Here is an 18,762-nt window from a genome sequence, read left to right as displayed (position 1 = left end):
GAATCAGTCAAGTCGGAGGGGTACATCTTTGGTCGGATTAACCCTCAAGATAGGCTGATTTCCGCTTTTTCTAACCCCAGCGCTCCATTTTTAAACACGTTCTTAATCTGACAACGCATATAGACCCTTAGATCAGGATACAGATGGAAATCAGGAGTAAAATCCGGTTGGCTTTCTAATTCTAGCTTGTACACATCACCGGTGCTCCCAGAATCTAACCAACTACTCGTTAATTTAACAGCTTGCGTAGATAGTCCTTGGTGCTGATGTTGAAAGATAATTTCATTAAAGGGTATTTCAATTTGTTGACTACGGTTAAGCGAAAAGTGAGCTGATCTGGCAAAAATTCCTATTTCTACAGCACCTAAGATTTGTTTTAAAATCTTTATAGATTCTTCACTTAGTAAACTATTAATTGTGTCCATACTTAAAGTCGATTTTATACAAGGAGTTGTCTAAGGATAAATAATTCCTTGTAACAGCATAAAGAATCAAATAGGTGCAATTCAAAACTATCAACACCAAATATCCATTTTACTATTTGATGTCTAAAAGTCGCTATTTTCGTCGTATCTAGCTACCATTTAGCTGTAAATAGCACTTTGACATAATCTGATAAGACAAATTTTGCATTAAACAAATAGATGATAAGAGGTTGTTGGTAGTTTTGAATTGCACCCGTTCACAGGATTACCAAATAGCTGATAGTAATAGTAATGATATCAATTTCATAAAACGGCTAAATTAAAAACTGTAAATAGTTCTCAGGCGTAATTCCTACTGGTGTAGCGTCCGGATACGCTTGCAAAAAGGTGTTCGGAATGCGGGCCTTCGCTTTAGCGTTCCATTTGAATTCAATGGCGAGCAGCTGCCCATTGGCTTCTTCGATCCAGTCGATCTCCTGCTGGGCATGCGTCCGCCAGAAATAGTAGTTGGGCCGCAAACCGGCATAGTGGTTGAACTTGATGCGCTCACTAATCATGAAGTTTTCCCATAAGGCACCACTGTCGTTCCGCAGAGCTAACGGATTGAAATTTTTGATGAGGGCGTTCCGGATACCATTGTCGTAGAAATATACTTTCTTACTCTTCTTCAGTTCGTTGCGCAGGTTACGGCTTAACGCACCCACCTGAAATAGTACGTACGATTGCTCCAGCAACGTTATATACCGTTCAACCGTAACGGGGTCGGTGCCTACCGTCTGGCCCAGTTCATAGTACGAAATCTCACTGCCTACCTGTAAGGCCAGCGCCACCAGCAACTTTTGCAGCACCGCCGGTTTTCGCACATCCTGTAAGGCAAGGGCGTCTTTATACAAGGTACCATCCACCAGCTCCAGCAGTCGCCGGGCCGATTCGGCAGGGTGATTGACTATTTCGGGGTATAAGCCGTAGATTAAGCGCTGCTCCAGCAACCGCTGCTCATCGCGCCGGGATGTATGCGCCACCATTTCTGCCGTGGATAGCGGATACAAATGATACTCAAACTTACGCCCGGCTAAAGACTCCTGTACACCACCGGCCAGTTCCAGCGCAGAAGAGCCTGTAGCAATCACCTGAACATCCGGAAACTGGTCAACCAGCAGCTTCAGCGTGAGCCCAATACCCGGCACCCGCTGAGCTTCATCAATGAACACTACCTGTTTGTCCCCCAGCAGCACCCGAAGTGCCGTACTGGTTGTATTCTGCAAATCCTCACGCACATCAGGCTCATCGCAGTTCAGGTACAGAACACCGGATGAACCGGTCTCGGCAAGTTGGCGTAACAGCGTCGTTTTCCCAACCTGCCTTGGCCCTAACAGTAATATGGCCTTTTTTTTAAAGAAGTTCTCCTGAATAGCCCCACTGACTATACGCCTAATCATAAAATTTAGCTTAATATTCCGACTATACTCCGAAAATTAAGCTAAATTTTCTGACTAGACAAACCAATACATCGAGAAAACAGCGGTAAGTTCTCCCTACACCCTTTACTCCTATCCTATCCCTTATAACGTATCAACCTTCATTGCCCCACCGCGTCGGAGTGAGTCGGGACGCAGCCGGGGTTGCTGGAGGGTATCGCTGGCGGCCTGGCGGGCGTCGCTGGCTTTCTGGCGCTTCTTACGGGCCTTTTCCATGGCCTGCCGGTTGTGGTTGGTTGTACGGGGGGGCTGGGTGGCCTTTATATCCTGTTTGGTCGTGTTGACCTCCTGGGCGAACCCGCACAGGCTGACCGTCAGCAGCCAGCCAAGTATCAATAGCTTTTTCATAACGTTTGTGTCTGTTTAGTTGGGCACCACCTTCACCACGTAGGCTTTCCGGATCTTCTCCCGCCCTTTGCCGTCGGTGCGCTTTTCCGAGAAGGTAACGCGGGCGGTGCCAGTGGTTATCCCTTTGATTTCAAATACGGACGGGCCCGAATCGCTGGGTTTCAGGGTATCAACCGGGGCGGTAAGCCGGCGACGGGAGACCTCCACAATTTCCTTGTTCTCGCTGGTCCCGATTAATTCAACAGGGTTGACAATGATACCAGGTAAGGCTACTTCTTTGATCTCACCTATTTTCACCTCCAGGCGTTCACCCCGGTTCGACGCATTGTTGGATTGCAAATGCTGGCTACAGCCCGTCCAGCCGATTCCCAGCCCGACCAGAAACAGCAGGTTAACCCCTTTTACCCAGCATGCAGGGGTCCGGTACGGGTGTTTCTTTATAAAAAACGTTGAGATATACATAGTTGATAGGATTTGTATCACAACTACGCAGCGGGGGCAACGGTTTCGAGATATGACAAACCGGCATTTGCCGGCGTCGGGAACGAATCTGTGCATCTGCCCGTTTTTTCGTAAGGTACTTGCATTACTTCATCTAAATTTTCATCTCCTTTATGAAAGTAACCCTTGCCCTCCTGCTGTCGGCAACCGTGCTGGCGGCATCTGCGCAGGTGAAGGAAACCCCTACTTCACAAAACCCGTTCTTTAGTCCCTACAATACACCCTCCGGGGTTCCGCCTTTTGACAAGATCAGGCCGGAGCATTTTGAGCCCGCCCTGGAGGAAGGCATGAAACAGCAGGCGGCCGAAATTGCGGCCCTCACCAGCCAGAAAGCTACGCCGACCTTCGCCAACACCATCGAGGCCCTGGAAGCGAGCGGAAACCTGCTGCAGCGGGTAAACACTGTCTTTGCCAACCTGAACAGCGCCAACACCAACGAAGCGCTGCAAAAACTGGCCCAGTCTATTGCCCCCCGCCTGTCGAAACACTACGACGATATTAACCTGAACCCGGTGCTGTTTCAGCGCGTAAAGACCGTATACGATCAGCGCAATAGCCTCAAGCTTACCGGCGATCAGAAACGCCTGCTCGAAAAAACCTATAAAGGGTTTGTCCGGAGCGGAGCCGCGCTATCGCCCGAAAAGCAGGAGCGCCTGCGGAAGATCAACGGCGAACTGTCGGTGCTGACGCTGAAGTTTGGTCAGAATCTGCTGGCCGAAAACAACGCCTACACCCTGGTCATCGACAAAAAAGAAGACCTGAGCGGTCTGCCGGAATCGGTGGTTGCGGCCGCAGCCGACGATGCCAAAAAGCGGAACCTGACCGGTAAGTGGGTCTTTACCCTGCAAAACCCGAGTGTAATGCCGTTTCTGCAATATGCCGACAACCGAAACCTGCGGGAGCAGATCTATAAGGCGTATCTGGAGCGGGGTAACCATAACAACGCCCAGGATAACAAAGTCATTATGGCCAGCCTGGTGGCGCTGCGTGCCGAAAAAGCGCAGCTGCTGGGCTACGATAACCACGCAGCCTACGTACTGGAAGAAAGCATGGCAAAAACGCCGGCCAAGGTAAGCGAACTGCTCAACCAGCTCTGGACAGCCACCGTGCCCGTAACCAAACAGGAAGCGGCCGAACTACAGGCGCTGATGGACAAAGATGCCGATCCCCGCCGGGAAAAAAACCAGAAGCTCGAAGGCTGGGACTGGCGATACTACGCCGAGAAACTGCGGAAAGAAAAATACGCCCTCGATGAGCAGGAGCTACGGCCTTATTTCTCACTCGACAACGTCCGCGACGGTATTTTCACCCTGACCAACAAGCTCTACGGCCTGCGCTTCGAGAAGCGTACCGACCTGCCCGTTTACCACGAAGATGTCGTAGCCTACGAAGTAAAAGAAGCCGACGGTCGTCATATCGGCATCATGTACATGGATTTCTTCCCCCGCGCCAGCAAGCGCGGTGGTGCCTGGATGACCAGCTACCGGCGGCAGGAAGTGGAGAACGGCAAGAAGGTTACTCCGGTGGTATCCATCGTGTGTAATTTCTCCAAGCCGACCGGTGATACTCCGGCCCTGCTTACGATGGACGAAACCGAAACGTTTTTCCACGAATTTGGCCACGCGCTACACGGTCTGCTGTCCAACGTAAAATACGGCAGCCAGTCGGGTACGGCGGTACCGCGTGACTTTGTGGAACTACCCTCGCAGATCATGGAGAACTGGGCTCCCGAGCCGGAAATGCTCAAGCTCTACGCCAAACATTATAAAACCGGTGAAGTTATCCCCGACGCTTTGATCGAAAAGATCAAAAAGAGCCAGTTGTTTAACCAGGGCTTTACCACTGGCGAATACCTGGCGGCATCGCTGCTCGATATGGCGTATCACACCCTGAAACCGGGCGAGACCCCATCGGCCAATGAGATCGTATCGTTTGAAAAGCAGGCGATGGATAAGATTGGTCTGATCGACCAGATTCCTCCGCGTTACCGCAGTACGTACTTCCAGCATGTATTCGCGGGTGGCTACTCGGCCGGTTATTATAGCTACATCTGGTCGGCGGTACTGGATTCGGACGCCTTTGAGGTGTTCAAACAAAAAGGCTTATTTGACCAGAAATCAGCTCAGTCGTTCCGCAAAAATGTGCTGGAGCGGGGCGGTACCGACGAGCCTATGTCGCTGTACAAAAACTTCCGCGGTGCCGAGCCCGACATTAAGCCGCTGCTCCGCAAACGAGGATTGTTGAAGGAGATTTAACAGGTGTCAAAATGCGTTCCGGCAACCGGCTATTTCGGCTACTTCGGTAGTTGAAATGGCCGGTTTTGCGTTACAGGTAAAAGACTACTAAACAATTGGCCACCGTAGCGGTCTGATTACACAACCGTTACCTTAAAACTAAAACGATGAAACAACTCCTGATTTTTGTCGCGGCCCTACTCTCCTCTTCCCTCAGTTGGGCGCAGCAGGGCACCGTCGAATACAAAACGACCATGATGGGCGGTAACCAGTCCGTGTCCTCCACCAGTAAGATGTACTATGCCAATGGCAATGTCCGGACGGAAGTAAACGTGGCGCTGCCCGGCGTTTCACGGCCCATGAAGCAAACGGTACTGCTGCTGGCAAATAAGCCCAATACCCTGTATATGCTGAACGAAGCTACTAAAACGTACAGCGAAACGTCCCTTGCCGATGCACAGAAAACTGCCGGTAGTCAGAAGATTACGGTTAACGTAATTGGTAAAGAAAAAATCAGGAACCTGAATACCACACATGCCGAGATCAGCATGGGGCAGGGTACAATGGATGTCTGGACAACCAAAGAAATTCCCGGCTACGCCGGTATGCAGGCCATGATACGATCTAACCGTAGTATGGGTGACGAAAACCTGTACAACGAATTGAAAAAGAAAGGCGTTGATGGTCTTTTTGTGAGAATGGCCACCAGCACCGGCCGCGGAGAAATGCTGATGGAACTGGAACGATACGACACCAAACCTGTAGCAGCCTCCCTGTTTCTAATCCCCAAAGACTATAAAAAAGTAGATGCCCCGGATATGCAGCGGATGGGAAACCTCTCCCCTGCCGAACGGCAAAAGCTCATGCAGGAGATGCAGAAGCGGCAAAAAAGCCGCCAATAGAAACAAGCGTCCTACGAACAAAATAATGGGCCTGACCCTATTGCCCACATAGACAGGCATGGATCAGGCCGAAGAAGAGTACGTTACCGGCGGTCGGTTATTACCGCGCCAGCGGCACCTTGAAGATGTGGAATTCCATTTCCGATATATCCCCGACCGCTTCGTGAATACGGGAAGTAGTGAACAGCAGGTTACCCTGGTGATCGAGGGTGAAGGTATCGGCCCATTTGATCTGCTCATCCTGCACTAATGTCCTGAACTGTCCATCGGGGGTTCGGTACATCACTGCGTTGTTCTCCAGGTCGGCCATATACAGGTTGCCGTTCAGGTCAACGATCATGCCGTCCGGGGCCGGGGTTTTGCCCAAATCCTCGACCTGCTGAGCCAGTTCAGCTTCGTCAACATCATCGTTGATCAGCGCTTCGGTCGGTACGCGATACAGGTGGTAGCCAGTCAGCGCGTGGTAGTACAAAAACTCCTTGTCGGTCGAGAGGGCAATGCCGTCGGCGTGCATCTGCGGCTGCTTGCCGTCTTTCAGCCACTTTTTACCCTCAATGGTCAGGTAGACATCTTCGGCTTTGGTGGATGGGTGCTTATCAAGCAGGCGGTTGGCGACGCCGGTCGGCAGGTCCAGTACGATAATAGCGCCCATACCTGATTCGGTGATATACATCTTCTCCAGTTCCTCGTCCAGCCGCATATCGTTCAGGTACGACTGCTCCGGCGCCACCTTCCGGTCGAAGACCCACTTATTCTTAAGCGTATCGCTGTTCAGGTCAAATTCGTACAGGGTCGGGTTGCCAATTACCCCTTTCATCTCCGGACTGGCCGGGTCCAGCACAAAAAGCGAGTTGCCATAGGCAATGATGGACTGTACGCAGGTAAACTTGTTCTCCTGCGGATGCCCTTTCCAGTGGTTCCACGAATCATTGGGGTAGGGATTGTAGCTGCCATCCCGCAGCACCTCCACTACGGAATACAGGACGCGGTCGCGCCACCGGGGAAAGCAGGCAAACAGCCGGCCATCGTGGCTCATGGTGAGGCCGGTTACCTGCTCACCGGTAAACGTGGCTACGTTTGTTAGTTGATTGGTTGCGGTTGTGGTTTGATCTGCCATAATTCGAACTTCGGATATATGGCCTATCAACCCTATCAGGTGTGTATTGTTTCTGGTATAGCTCTTTATCCCTCTGGTTCGTTAGTAAGCCCTCTGCCGCCCGGAAATCAACCCGGAGCGTTCAGCCAACTTCAAGCCTGAGAAAGAATGCTTTACACTGCCGACGACTACGAACTACCGTCTCACAGAAGTTTATCCGGTGTCATAGGCAGCTCCCGGATGCGTTTGCCGGTGGCGTTGAATACGGCATTGGCGACGGCGGCTGCTACGCCGACGATGCCCACTTCTCCGATTCCCTTAACGCCCATTTTGTTGGAGCGGGTGTCCTCTTCCCTGACAAACAGGACTTCCATCGTACCGATATCCAGATTGGCCGGTACGTGATAATCGGCCAGTGAACGGGTTACAAAGTTACCCCAGCGTGGGTCAACCACCGACTCCTCGGTCAGGGCCATGCCGATGCCCCAGACAACACCCCCGATAATCTGCGAACGGGCCGTTTTGGGATTCAGAATTTTACCGGCTCCGGTCACGGCCAGAAAACGGGACACGCGAACCATGCCGGTAGCCATATCGACCCGTACCTCGGCAAAATTGGCATTAAAGCTGTGCGAGGAGTACTCGTCGGCCCCTTCCGGCGCATCGGAATCCACCCGCGTCTGATAGCTGTCAATTTTTTCCGAAATCATTAACTGCGAAGCCGTCGGGCGGGTGTAATACTGCTTACCCGACCGGGCCATCAATTCGTCCGTAATCTTGATGCAGGCATCATTGACCACGTTGGCGTAGCTACTCGCGCCGACTGAACCCACCGAACCGGCGGCCGGCGGCAGCGTTGAATCGCCAATCCGGACATTTATTCTGTTCAGCGGTAAACCCAGCGCATCGGCCGCTGTTTGGGTCAGGATGGTATACGTGCCCGTGCCCAGATCGGCCGCGGCCAGTTCGACGATTGCCGTTACATCACTGCCTTCCCGCTTCAGCTTCACCAGCGCGGAACTCGGCCGCTGCCGAGCCGGATAGGTACCGCAGGCCACTCCGTAGCCAATCAGGGTATTGCCGTCCCGCAGCTGGCGGGGTTCCAGTTTACGCTTTTCCCAGCCGAAGGCTTTGGCTCCCTCCGTTAAACATTGAACCGTCGTGCGCGAGGACCATGGTTTGCCGTTGGACGGATCACGCGCCGGCTCGTTCTTCAGACGAAACCCGACCGGGTCCATGTTGAGTTTATACGCCAGTTCGTCCATGGCGGATTCCAGCGCAAAGCTTCCCGTCGCTTTTCCCGGACCGCGTGTGTACGTCGGCAGGATGAGGTTCATGGGTACCACCCGGTAGGTAATAAGCGAATTAGGAACAGCATACATGAGTTTGGAGCAGTCTCCGCATGGCTCCACAAACTCTTCGTTAATGGCGCAGTGGGTCGTAATCTCATGTGCTAACGCCGTTAACTTCCCGTCTTTGGTAGCCCCCAGGCTCATTTTCTGGTGATTATGCTGCCGCAGCCCAACGGAGTTAACCATTTGCTGGCGGGTCAGGGCCAGCTTGACCGGTCGGTTTACCTGTTTAGCCGCCACCGCCGTCAGCACCAGATTGGCCCACTGCCCTCCTTTTGAGCCAAAGCCGCCCCCGATATACGGGGTAATGATGCGTACCTGTTCCGGTTTGATATTCAGCGTAGCCGCCGTAGCATTCTGAGCACCGTTGACAATCTGCGAGCTGTTATAAAGCGTTAGCTGGCCTCCGTTCCATTCGGCAATGGTGGCATGGGGCTCCAGCGGATGATGGTGCTCAATAGGCGTGGCATACACCGCTTCAAAGGCAATTTCGGCCGCCCGTAAGGCTGCCTTCGCGTCGCCACGCTTTTCATCTTCTTTATCCTTTGGCCGGACCGCTTCGCCGACCAGTTTATCAAAATCGACCCTGGCCGCAGCCTTATCGTAGGTTACCTTAACCAGATGCGAAGCATGCCGGGCCTGTTCAAAGGTTTCGGCAACAACAATGCCGATATGCTGTCCGTAAAACTCCACCACCGGGCTCTGCAGCATTGCTCCTCCGCGCAGACCACCTTTCACGTTGAGTTTGGGGGCATTCTTATGGGTAATTACGGCCAGCACGCCGGGCGCTTTTTCGGCCTCGGCCGTATCGATGTCTGTAATCCGGCCGGCGGCAATGGTGCTTTTAAACAGAATGGCGTAAGCGGCATTCTTAACCGGGTGGTCTGTTGAATAATCGGCTTTGCCGGTTACCTTGGCTAGTCCATCGATGCGGCTGATCGGGGTACCGACTACGTTCTCTTTCTCTTGCATAGGAATATTGGCTAAAATCAGGCTTTACCTCCGGTCAGGGCCATGTGCAACGCCCGGACAATGCTCCGTTTTCCCAGTTCAACTTTGAATCGGTTATGTGCCAGCGGTCTGGCGTCTGCCATTGCTGCTTCGGCCGCCAGTCTGAAGTTCGCTTCGGTGGCTTCTTTGCCCACCAGCAATTGCTCGGCTTTCAGCGCCCGCCAGGGCTTATGCGCTACCCCACCCAGGGCAATTCTAGCCTGGGCGATCCGGTTGCCGGCACCCTGCAGGTCGAGAGCAGCGGCCACCGATACCAGCGCAAACGCGTACGAAGACCGGTCGCGCACTTTGAGGTAATAAGCGTGATCAGCAAACCGGTTTTTCGGCAGCTCAATAGCCGTAATCAGTTCGCCATGATTCAGATTGGTATCTTTTTCGGGCGTATCACCCGGCAGCCGGTGAAAATCGGCAAACGGGATCATACGCTCCTTTCCTCCCGGCGGGCTGACTTTCACGACCGCATCCAGCGCGGCCAGCGCAACGGCCATATCCGACGGGTAGACCGCAACGCATTTCTCGGACCAGCCAAAGATGGCATGCATCCGGTTGATGCCTTCCAGGGCCCCGCAGCCCGTGCCCGGTTCGCGCTTGTTGCAGGGCATTGCCACGTCATAAAAGTACGGGCAGCGGGTTCGCTGCAACAGGTTGCCGCCATTGGTCGCCATGTTGCGTATCTGTCCGGAAGCACCGGCCAGGATCGCCTGCGTCAATAGCGGGTAGTCTTGCCGGATCAGCGGATGGTTGGCGGCATCGGTATTCGTCCCGAGACTACCGATCGTAATGCCCCCCTGGTTGGTGCCGGTGGTCAGGCGCCTGATCTGGGTAAGCGGCAGGCGGGTGATGTCGATCAGTTCATCGGGGCGCTCCACATCCTCTTTCATCAGGTCCAGCAGGTTGGTGCCGCCGGCCAGAAACCGGGCATTGGGGTTACCCGTCACCAGATTCACGGCCGCCGATGCATCGTTGGCGCTAGTGTATTTAAATGGTCTCATAAATCGCTGGGGTAAGGAGTTAGCCTACAAATTGCCAGGTCTGCCCGACGGGTTTCCCGCTGTACACTTCCTGAATAGCCGCCACAATATTGGGATACGCCCCGCAACGACACAGATTCCCCGACATACGTTCGCGAATCTCCTCGGTCGATAATTGAACCGGCCCCGCTGTTCTGCGGATGTTTTCGGTCACGTAGCTGACGTGACCATTTTTGGCCTCTTCCAGCAGCGCAACCGCCGAACAGATCTGCCCCGGTGTACAGAAGCCGCACTGAAACCCATCGTGTTTCAGAAAAGCCTCCTGCATCGGATGCAACCGAACCGCCGAACCCGTGTCACTCTGAGCCAGCCCTTCAATGGTTTGTACCGTTTTCCCCTCGCAACTGGCAGCTAGGGTCAGGCAGGACAATACCCGTCTGCCGTTGACGATCACCGTACAGGCCCCGCATTGCCCGTGGTCGCAGCCTTTTTTGGAGCCGGTGAGGTCAAGTTTTTCGCGCAGGGTATCCAGCAACGTCATTCTGGAATCTACCGTGAGCTTTCTGGCCGACCCATTTACGTTGAAGGAAACGTTGACGCCGTTTTCGATCGTGGTTGGGGAAAAGTCCGTTACCGGACCCTCAATGGGTCGGGTTAAAACCTGCTCGGCGGCTGCCGACTGCGCGGCCAGCACTCCGCCACTAGCCAGGGCAATCAGTTTTAGAAAATGCCGCCGGTTGACGCCTGTCTCCAGAATCTCATCGAGGTCCTCCGGCATCAGCTCTTCAAACAGCTTCTTTTCGTCTTCCGTAAGTTGCGGGGATTGGTTTTCTTCGTTCATACACATCCTGGGGAGATACCGTTCGTTCCTATAAAAACTGGAGGGGTGGAATTTTGGCCGGAAGGCTGACAGATTTAACCGGCTATTGCCGCAATTGTTTTACGCGCCGGGCCGTGGAGGGCGGCCGACCGAAAAGCAGATATGTCCGCAAAGCACGACTGAGTAGTTTCAAAATGGTCTGTGTCTTTCTTACCCTGAGGACCAATCGTTTATTGAGAATTTTGTAATTTGGTCCGGATTATAACCCTATCTCTATAACGTTTAAACCATGGCCCAATTCAAATTAAAAATCAACGGCCGTGACTATCAGGCGGATGTCGAGCCGGATACCCCGTTGCTGTGGGTACTGCGCGACAATCTGGGCCTGGTAGGCACCAAATATGGATGTGGTATCGCTGCGTGTGGCGCCTGTACGGTCCACCTCAACGGCGAGGCTACCCGCTCCTGCGTGCTGCCGGTATCTGCCGTCGGTTCCGCTAAAGTTACGACCATCGAAGGCCTGTCCGTCAACGGCGACCATCCGGTTCAGAAAGCCTGGGATGAAGTCGACGTACCGCAGTGCGGCTATTGTCAGGCCGGTCAGATCATGACGGCGGCCGCCTTCCTGAAGCGCAATCCGAAACCGTCTACGGCTGAGATTGACGCAGCCATGTCGGGCAATATCTGCCGTTGTGGCACGTACCACCGTATCCGTCAGGCCGTTCAGGTAGCTGCTACTAAAAAATAGTTTGATTGTTTCAGGTCTCAGGTTCCGCGTTGTCAGCTATCCGCCAACTTGAACCATAAAACCTGCAACACGAAACAACAAACTTCAAACTCATTTGATGTATGTCAACCTCAAGACGTGATTTTCTGAAATGGACGGCGGCTGGTAGCGGTGGTTTACTGCTGGGCTTTACCTGGACCGGCACCCGTGCCCTGGATCATATAGAAGCCGACGGCTCTTCCGCTGTCGCCCCCGTTGAGTTTAATAGTTACCTGTCCATTGCCCCCGACGGCACTGTATCCATCCTATCGCCCAACCCCGAAGTGGGACAAGGTATTAAAACGGCGTTCCCGATCATCGTCGCGGAAGAACTGGATGTCGACTGGACGAAGGTTAAAGTCCTCCAGGCCCCGCTGGACTCCAAACGCTTTGAGCGCCAGGTGGCCGGGGGTAGCGGCTCTATCCCGCATTCCTGGCAACGGCTGCGGAAAGCCGGCGCTACCGCCCGCCAGATGCTGATGGAAGCAGCCGCCAAACGCTGGAGCGTGCCGGTGGGTGAACTAACGACCAACAAAGGAACCGTTCTTCACGCAGCCAGCAAGCGCAAGGCTACGTACGGTGAACTGGCGCAGGAGGCTTCTCAGGTACCCGTACCCACGGATGTGAAGCTGAAAGACAAAAAAGATTTCAAGCTGATCGGTAGTACGGTCAGAAACGTGGATAACAAAGGAATCGTAACCGGTAAACCCCTGTTCGGTCTGGATACCCAACGCGAGGGAATGCTGATCGCCATGGTGCAGCACCCGCCCGCGTTTGGCTATAAGCTGAAATCGGTGGATGCCATTGCCGCCAAGGCCATGCCGGGGATTGTGGACGTGGTGACGTTTAAAGACAACGTAGCGATCGTCGGCAAATCGACCTGGCAGGTAAAGAAAGCGCGGGATGCCGTCAAGGCTGAATACGAAAAGGCCGATGAACTGGAAAGCACCAGCGATCACAACCGCCTGTTCAGGGAAATGCTCGACAGCGGCAACGGTACCGTTCGGCGGAAGGACGGTGATGTGGAGGCTGCTTTCAAGAGCGCGGCTAAGGTCGTGAAGGCCGAATACCAGTGTCCGTTCCTGCCGCACAGCCCCATGGAGCCGATGAACTTTTTTGCCCACGTGAAGTTCGAAGGCGATAAAGCGGTCAGTGCCGAACTCATTGGACCCACGCAAACCCCTGAACTGGCCCGTAACGAAACCGCAAAACTCCTGGGCATTCCCCCCGATAAGGTTACCGTTGACCTGACCCGTCAGGGTGGTGGCTTCGGTCGCCGGCTCAAAGCCGACTATGTGCACGATGCGGTGGAGGTATCGCGGCTGGTAAAAGCGCCGGTCAAGGTGGTCTGGACCCGCGAAGACGATATGACCGGCGGTAGCTACCGTCCGGCCGTTCGGTACCGCTTTGAGGCCGCGCTGGATGCCCAGGGGAATATGATCGGTTACCGGTTACGCGGAGCCAGTATAAACGCCGGCAACGCAACGCGGGAAAACAACTTCCCCTCGGGTGCCGTGCCGAATCTGCTGATCGATTCCGTCGACCATAAATCGCCGATTACTACGGGAGCCTGGCGGGCACCGATTACCAACTTCCTGGCCTTTGCTGAGCAGTCGTTCCTGGACGAAGTAGCGCAGGCCGCCGGCAAAGATCCGGTTCAGTTTAGGCTGGACCTGCTCGAAAAAGCAAAGAAGACGCCGGTGGGCGACATCAAATACGACGTCGACCGGATGATCGGCGTCATTAAACTGGCGGCTGAGAAATCAAACTGGGGTAAGAAAAAAGATGTAGCCCAGGGCTTCAGCGTGTACTATTCGCACCTGTCGTACGTGGCGCAGGTAGGCGAAGTAGTCATGCAGAAAGGGAAACCGGTGTTGCAGAAGATCTACGCAGCCGCCGACTGCGGCATTGTGGTCAACCAGAGCGGTGCCCGTCAGCAGATCATGGGCGGTATCGTGGATGGACTCGGTCACGCCATGTACGGCCGGTTAAGCTTCCAGAATGGCGCTCCTGAGCAAACCAACTACAACAATTACCGGCTGATTCGGCTAAACGAGATTCCCGAGATCGACGTGCATTTTGTCGACAACGGCGTTGACCCCACGGGGCTGGGTGAACCCGCCCTGCCGCCGACGGGTGCAGCCGCTGCCAATGCCTTTTTCAAGGCCACCGGCAAGCGCCTGTACAGCCAGCCGTTTGCCGAGCAGGATTTGTTTAAAGGCGTGTCTTAGACTTCTATCGAAACTCGTCTTGCCTGTTTCGCTCGTCTCCCGCTCGTCCGCGATTATATCGCGAGACGGGCGGCACGAGCGTTTGTAACGCTCGTGCCAGACAGACCTCTTATGCAGTGTATCCGCTCACAGATGCGCACCTCATTCATCCGCGTCACCAAGCACGCCGGCGGGCCGGTGGATGAACACCGCTACAATAACTTCCCTCCCATTCCCCTGCCTCTGTCAAACAAATCGGACATACGCTGGTTGAATGCATGAAAAGGTCTAATCCAAAAAATAAACATGCGTTGGCAAGGTAGGCGCGAAAGCGGAAACGTAGAAGACCGCCGGGGAAGCGGTGGTACGGGAATGGTGGTAGGCGGTGGGCTGGGCACCGTCATTATTGCGGTTATTATTTACCTGCTGGGTGGCGACCCGTCTTCGTATATTGGTACCGAATCCGATCCGGGAGCCGCGTCGCAGACACAAACGACCAACCCGCAGGACGATGAGGCCGCCCGTTTTGTCAAAACCACGCTGGCCAGTACAGAAGATATCTGGACCAAGGTGCTGGCTCAACAGGGTGAACAGTACAGGCCTCCGATCCTGGTGCTTTTCCGGGGAAGTACGCAATCCGGATGTGGCACGGCCTCGGCCGCCATGGGTCCTTTTTACTGCCCTGGCGATAAAAAACTGTACATTGATCTTTCCTTTTACGATGAGCTCCATACCCGGTTCAATGCACCCGGCGATTTTGCCATGGCCTACGTAGTAGCCCACGAGGTCGCTCACTACATACAGGACGAATGGGGGATTACGGATAAAGTCTCACAACTAAGGGGTAGACTCAGCAAAGTTGAAAACAATCAGCTTTCGGTACGGCTCGAACTCCAGGCCGATTTTTTGGCTGGCGTCTGGGCTCACTATGCCAATCAGGAAAAAAATTATCTGGAGCAGGGTGATATCGAAGAAGCTCTCCGGGCGGCCAACGCCATTGGCGACGATCGCATTCAGAAGCAAAGCCGGGGCTATGTAGTGCCCGATGCGTTTACCCACGGCACCTCCGCCCAGCGCGTATACTGGTTCACGAAAGGCTTTAAAACCGGCGACATCAACCAGGGTGATACCTTTAACAGCCGCGAAGATGCTAACCTTCAATAATTATCTTTTAACAATTTAATCGCAGCCCTGCGATTTTCGTTAAAATAACCCTATTTTGTCAGCGAATACCAAATCATTCTAACAGAACTGTTAATCATGAAAATTTTCGTAGGTAGTCTTCCCTTTTCGGTGGAGGACGACGAGTTGAGAGAGTATTTTGAGGAGTATGGAGAAGTAAGTTCGGCAACGATCATAATGGATAAATTTTCGGGGAAGAGCCGGGGATTCGGGTTTGTGGAGATGGCTAACGAAGAAGAAGCGAAAAAAGCCATTGCTGAGCTGGACGGTGCAGAGGTTGGCGGCCGGACAATCGTGGTAAACGAAGCCGAAGAAAAGCGGGACAGTCCCAGAAGAAGTAATTTCAGCGGAGGAGGAGGCAACTCCGGAGGAGGATATAATCGCGGTGGTGGCAATGGCGGCAGCGGTGGCGGCTTCAACCGGGGTGGTGGCGGTGGCTACAATCGCGGTGGCGGTGGTGGTGGCGGCTACAACAAAGGCGGTGGCGGTGGTGGCCGTGATCGCGACCGGGATAACCGGCGGGGTGGCGGCAGCCGATACGAATAAGACACTTCCAGCAGGAGACCGCTATACTGATCATCAGTATAGCGGTCTCCTGCTGTCTCATTTTACCTGTTTCGTCTCTATTTCTTCTCACAGACTACTGTACCTCAGCGTTCTAGTCAGTACCTTTTTGCATGTCAACATTAACTAATCCCGTGCGCGTGCTCGTTGTCGGCTGTGGCAACATGGGTTCGTCTCACGCCAAAGCGTATCAATTGCTGGATGGATTCGACATCTGCGGCATCGTCTCCACCGGAAAAAGTAAAGAAGTCCTGAATGAAAAACTCGGCGGTGGCTATGCCCTGTTCGACGATTACGCCACTGCGCTGCAAACAACCCGGCCTGATGCCGTTTGCATCTCTACCTACCCCGACACCCACGAAGCGTTTGCCATCATGGCTCTCGAACAGGGATGCCATGTTTTTATCGAAAAGCCCCTGGCTGATACCGTTGAAGGCGCCGAACGCGTAGTAGCTGCCGCCGAAAAAGCGGGTAAAAAGGTAGTGGTAGGCTATATTCTCCGCCACCATCCCTCCTGGGAAAAATTTGTGGAGATCGCCAACGACCTGGGCCGGCCGCTGGTCATGCGAATGAACTTAAACCAGCAAAGCCACGGCGGTATGTGGACCGTTCACCGCAACCTGATGAAAAGCCTCAGCCCGATTGTCGACTGTGGCGTTCATTACATCGACGTGATGTGCCAGATGACCCGCTCGAAACCCGTACAGGTCAATGCCATTGGTGCCCGGCTGACGGAGGAGATTCCGGCCGGTAATTACAACTACGGCCAGTTACAGATCCGGTTCGCCGACGGCTCGGTGGGCTGGTACGAAGCGGGTTGGGGGCCAATGATGAGCGAAACCGCGTTTTTTGTCAAAGATGTAATTGGTCCGAAAGGCTGTGTGTCGATCGTCGCCAAAAATGCCGGCGGCTCGGGTAAATCCGACGATGTGGACTCGCATACCAAAACCGAATCGCTGCGAGTGCATCATGCCACCCTGGACCAGAACGACCAGTTTACAAAGGCCGACACCTGGATTGATATGCAGGACGAGCCCGATCATCAGGAGTTGTGCAACCGCGAGCAGCGCTTCTTCCTGAAAGCCATTCAGGATGATCTGGATATGACCGATCACCTGCAGGACGCCGTCAACAGCCTCCGCATTGCCTTCGCCTGCGACGAGTCGGTACGGACGGGCCAGCCGGTTTTGTTGTAATCCCCTTATGTTGAAGGCTCCGGGTTGTAATCGACCCGGAGCTTTTTATTGTCCTGACCATACCGCCAACGTCACGCTTATGCTTATCGGTTACCCATAACTATCCCAAGCGTAATGAGGCCAACAATCAGGACAAACAAAATAACCATCAGCCAGGTAAGCCATTTCTTCCGGGGATGGTTGACCCAGTAGTAGAGCAGGCCCGAAAAAAGAAAAGACTGGAGCAATACCTCCGGAAGGCCGATCAGATGAAACCGGCCCGGCAATACCGTATAAATCAGTCCTTCGACGGAGCCGGGAGATGGCCCAAACGTATTGATAATACCGAGTATAGCCAACAGCAGCCAACTGATTAGCCATCCTCTGCGCTCTCCGAAGAACTTGTCCCGTACCGGGTAAAATGCAACGGCAAACAAGAGCCCCCGTAGCGGCTGGAATAGCGGTCCGGCCATAACGATGGGCTCACTAACCTGTCGCATCAATTGGCGTACCGATTCATCGGCGTACAGGTTGCGGTAGTCGAACAGGGTGAGCGCCAGGAAGCCCATGAGAAAGTAGGTGACCGTATGCGTGAGAGCCGCCTTGAAGGCCAGCGTCCCAAAGGAAGGTAATTGACGGTTCATGGTGGTTGAAGTCGTAAACGCTAAGAACGCCAATAAAAATAACTTTTCACTACACCAACACAAACCTTTATCCGGATGGCCATTTTCCCGACCCAGTATTCGACCCTCGCGGCTTCGGCGCTGAAAGACCGGATTGCAGAACGGTATGCCCTGAAAGACGCAACATGCCGGCTCCTGTTGCACGGCGTCAGCGATACCTATCTACTACAGGATGCGACCACTAAGTATATTCTCAAAATATACCGCAGCGCCCACCGGTCGCTCACCGAGATTAAGGGAGAAGTCGAACTGCTGAACATCATGAAAGCGGAAGGTGCCAAGGTATCTTATCCCATCGGGGATGCAGCGGGCGAATACGTTCAGGCATTCAACGCGGCTGAAGGTACCCGGCATGGAGTCCTGTTCAGCTTTGCGCCCGGCAGTCCTGTTTATGATCTGACGGATGAGCAACTACGAACCGTCGGTCGTGAAATGGCGTTTAACCACAACATTACCGCCCGGATCAGCCTGCAGCACGAACGTAAAAGCTATGATGTCCATACCACGCTGATCCGGCCTTTGCAACGGTTAGAAACTGCCTTCGACCACGATCCGGAAGGTTTTACCTACCTCTCCGAAACAGCCGACCACGTTATCCGGCGGATGAAGACCCTGGACACAGCTGCATTCGGCTACGGGTATTGTCATTACGACTACCTGCCCAAAAACTTCCATTTCGATGAAGCCGGTCAGCTGACCCTGTTCGATTTCGACTTTGCCGGCAAAGGGTATCTGGCCAGCGACATCACCTCCTTTCAGGTGCATTTGTTCTTCTCCGTTACCTACGCGGGCATGGCACCCGAAGAGGCCGACCGGCAATACCAGGTGTTTCTGGATGGCTACCGGGAGCTTCGGTCTTTGACAGACGATGAGCTTACCGCCGTGCCTTACCTTGGCTTCATGTTCTGGGTCTTTTACCTCAGTTTTGCCCGCGAAAACTTCGACGACTGGTCCAACTTCTTCTTCACTCCCCGTTACCTGAAAGAACGAGTCGGCCTCATCCGCCGGTACATGGGCATGTACACTCACTCCGTCCACTAGTAA

The 18,762-nt window shown here is 53.8% G+C and carries 18 protein-coding genes; 9 read left to right on the top strand and 9 right to left on the bottom strand.

Going from position 1 to position 18,762, the window contains the following annotated elements; genetic code table 11:
* Positions 1–44: 44 nt before the first annotated feature.
* The 4 genes from ABD949_RS23495 to ABD949_RS23480 form a co-directional block, all read right to left on the bottom strand.
* A complete protein-coding gene (locus tag ABD949_RS23495; protein WP_345247570.1) occupies positions 45–425 on the bottom strand; it encodes a hypothetical protein in 381 nt (126 codons plus the stop codon).
* Positions 426–739: 314 nt separating this feature from the next.
* Complete coding sequence (locus tag ABD949_RS23490) at positions 740–1,864, bottom strand: ATP-binding protein (RefSeq protein WP_345247568.1); 1,125 nt, start codon at positions 1,862–1,864, stop codon at positions 740–742.
* Positions 1,865–1,987: 123 nt separating this feature from the next.
* Complete coding sequence (locus tag ABD949_RS23485; protein WP_345247566.1) at positions 1,988–2,251, bottom strand: hypothetical protein; 264 nt, start codon at positions 2,249–2,251, stop codon at positions 1,988–1,990.
* A 15-nt stretch (positions 2,252–2,266) separates the two neighbouring features.
* The gene (locus tag ABD949_RS23480) at positions 2,267–2,713 is read right to left on the bottom strand and encodes a hypothetical protein (RefSeq protein ID WP_345247564.1); all 447 of its coding nucleotides are present in this window, start codon (positions 2,711–2,713) and stop codon (positions 2,267–2,269) included.
* 152 nt (positions 2,714–2,865) lie between these two features.
* Here ABD949_RS23480 and ABD949_RS23475 point away from each other — a divergent pair, with 152 nt between their 5' ends.
* Together ABD949_RS23475 and ABD949_RS23470 are read left to right on the top strand one after the other, a co-directional pair.
* A complete protein-coding gene (locus ABD949_RS23475; RefSeq protein ID WP_345247562.1) occupies positions 2,866–5,007 on the top strand; it encodes a M3 family metallopeptidase in 2,142 nt (713 codons plus the stop codon).
* A gap of 146 nt (positions 5,008–5,153) precedes the next feature.
* On the top strand, positions 5,154–5,888 hold the full coding sequence (locus tag ABD949_RS23470; protein WP_345247560.1) for a DUF4412 domain-containing protein: 735 nt from the start codon (positions 5,154–5,156) through the stop codon (positions 5,886–5,888).
* Between the two features lie 100 nt (positions 5,889–5,988).
* Here ABD949_RS23470 and ABD949_RS23465 read toward each other — a convergent pair whose 3' ends face one another.
* The 4 genes from ABD949_RS23465 to ABD949_RS23450 form a co-directional block, all read right to left on the bottom strand.
* Positions 5,989–7,005, bottom strand: coding sequence for an SMP-30/gluconolactonase/LRE family protein (locus ABD949_RS23465; protein ID WP_345247558.1), 1,017 nt, complete (start codon positions 7,003–7,005; stop codon positions 5,989–5,991).
* A gap of 182 nt (positions 7,006–7,187) precedes the next feature.
* Entirely contained in the window at positions 7,188–9,308 is a 2,121-nt protein-coding gene (locus ABD949_RS23460) for a xanthine dehydrogenase family protein molybdopterin-binding subunit (RefSeq protein WP_345247555.1), read from the bottom strand.
* Positions 9,309–9,325: 17 nt separating this feature from the next.
* Positions 9,326–10,339: an FAD binding domain-containing protein gene (locus ABD949_RS23455; protein WP_345247553.1), complete on the bottom strand. Its 1,014-nt coding sequence runs from the start codon at positions 10,337–10,339 to the stop codon at positions 9,326–9,328.
* A 19-nt stretch (positions 10,340–10,358) separates the two neighbouring features.
* A complete protein-coding gene (locus tag ABD949_RS23450; RefSeq protein ID WP_345247551.1) occupies positions 10,359–11,159 on the bottom strand; it encodes a 2Fe-2S iron-sulfur cluster-binding protein in 801 nt (266 codons plus the stop codon).
* A gap of 268 nt (positions 11,160–11,427) precedes the next feature.
* On the opposite strand from ABD949_RS23450, the gene ABD949_RS23445 reads away from it, so the two are divergent.
* From ABD949_RS23445 to ABD949_RS23420, 6 genes are all read left to right on the top strand, one after another.
* On the top strand, positions 11,428–11,886 hold the full coding sequence (locus ABD949_RS23445) for a (2Fe-2S)-binding protein (RefSeq protein ID WP_345247549.1): 459 nt from the start codon (positions 11,428–11,430) through the stop codon (positions 11,884–11,886).
* 101 nt (positions 11,887–11,987) lie between these two features.
* Entirely contained in the window at positions 11,988–14,135 is a 2,148-nt protein-coding gene (locus tag ABD949_RS23440) for a molybdopterin cofactor-binding domain-containing protein (protein ID WP_345247547.1), read from the top strand.
* A 111-nt stretch (positions 14,136–14,246) separates the two neighbouring features.
* The gene (locus ABD949_RS23435; RefSeq protein ID WP_345247545.1) at positions 14,247–14,396 is read left to right on the top strand and encodes a hypothetical protein; all 150 of its coding nucleotides are present in this window, start codon (positions 14,247–14,249) and stop codon (positions 14,394–14,396) included.
* A gap of 24 nt (positions 14,397–14,420) precedes the next feature.
* A complete protein-coding gene (gene ypfJ, locus ABD949_RS23430) occupies positions 14,421–15,278 on the top strand; it encodes a KPN_02809 family neutral zinc metallopeptidase (protein ID WP_345247543.1) in 858 nt (285 codons plus the stop codon).
* Positions 15,279–15,374: 96 nt separating this feature from the next.
* Entirely contained in the window at positions 15,375–15,842 is a 468-nt protein-coding gene (locus tag ABD949_RS23425; RefSeq protein ID WP_345247541.1) for an RNA-binding regulator, read from the top strand.
* Between the two features lie 131 nt (positions 15,843–15,973).
* Positions 15,974–17,056 carry a Gfo/Idh/MocA family protein gene (locus tag ABD949_RS23420; protein ID WP_345247539.1) on the top strand — a complete coding sequence of 361 codons (1,083 nt, stop codon included), beginning with the start codon at positions 15,974–15,976 and terminating at the stop codon, positions 17,054–17,056.
* A gap of 83 nt (positions 17,057–17,139) precedes the next feature.
* Here the strand turns inward: ABD949_RS23420 and ABD949_RS23415 are convergent, their stop codons facing one another.
* Positions 17,140–17,679: a hypothetical protein gene (locus tag ABD949_RS23415; protein ID WP_345247537.1), complete on the bottom strand. Its 540-nt coding sequence runs from the start codon at positions 17,677–17,679 to the stop codon at positions 17,140–17,142.
* Between the two features lie 75 nt (positions 17,680–17,754).
* On the opposite strand from ABD949_RS23415, the gene ABD949_RS23410 reads away from it, so the two are divergent.
* On the top strand, positions 17,755–18,759 hold the full coding sequence (locus tag ABD949_RS23410) for a phosphotransferase enzyme family protein (protein WP_345247535.1): 1,005 nt from the start codon (positions 17,755–17,757) through the stop codon (positions 18,757–18,759).
* The last annotated feature ends 3 nt before the right edge of the window (positions 18,760–18,762 follow it).

Origin of the sequence: Nibrella saemangeumensis, assembly GCF_039541915.1 — a bacterium.
Classification (GTDB): Bacteria; Bacteroidota; Bacteroidia; order Cytophagales; family Spirosomataceae; genus Nibrella; species Nibrella saemangeumensis.
This window is presented reverse-complemented; position numbering and strand designations above follow the sequence as displayed.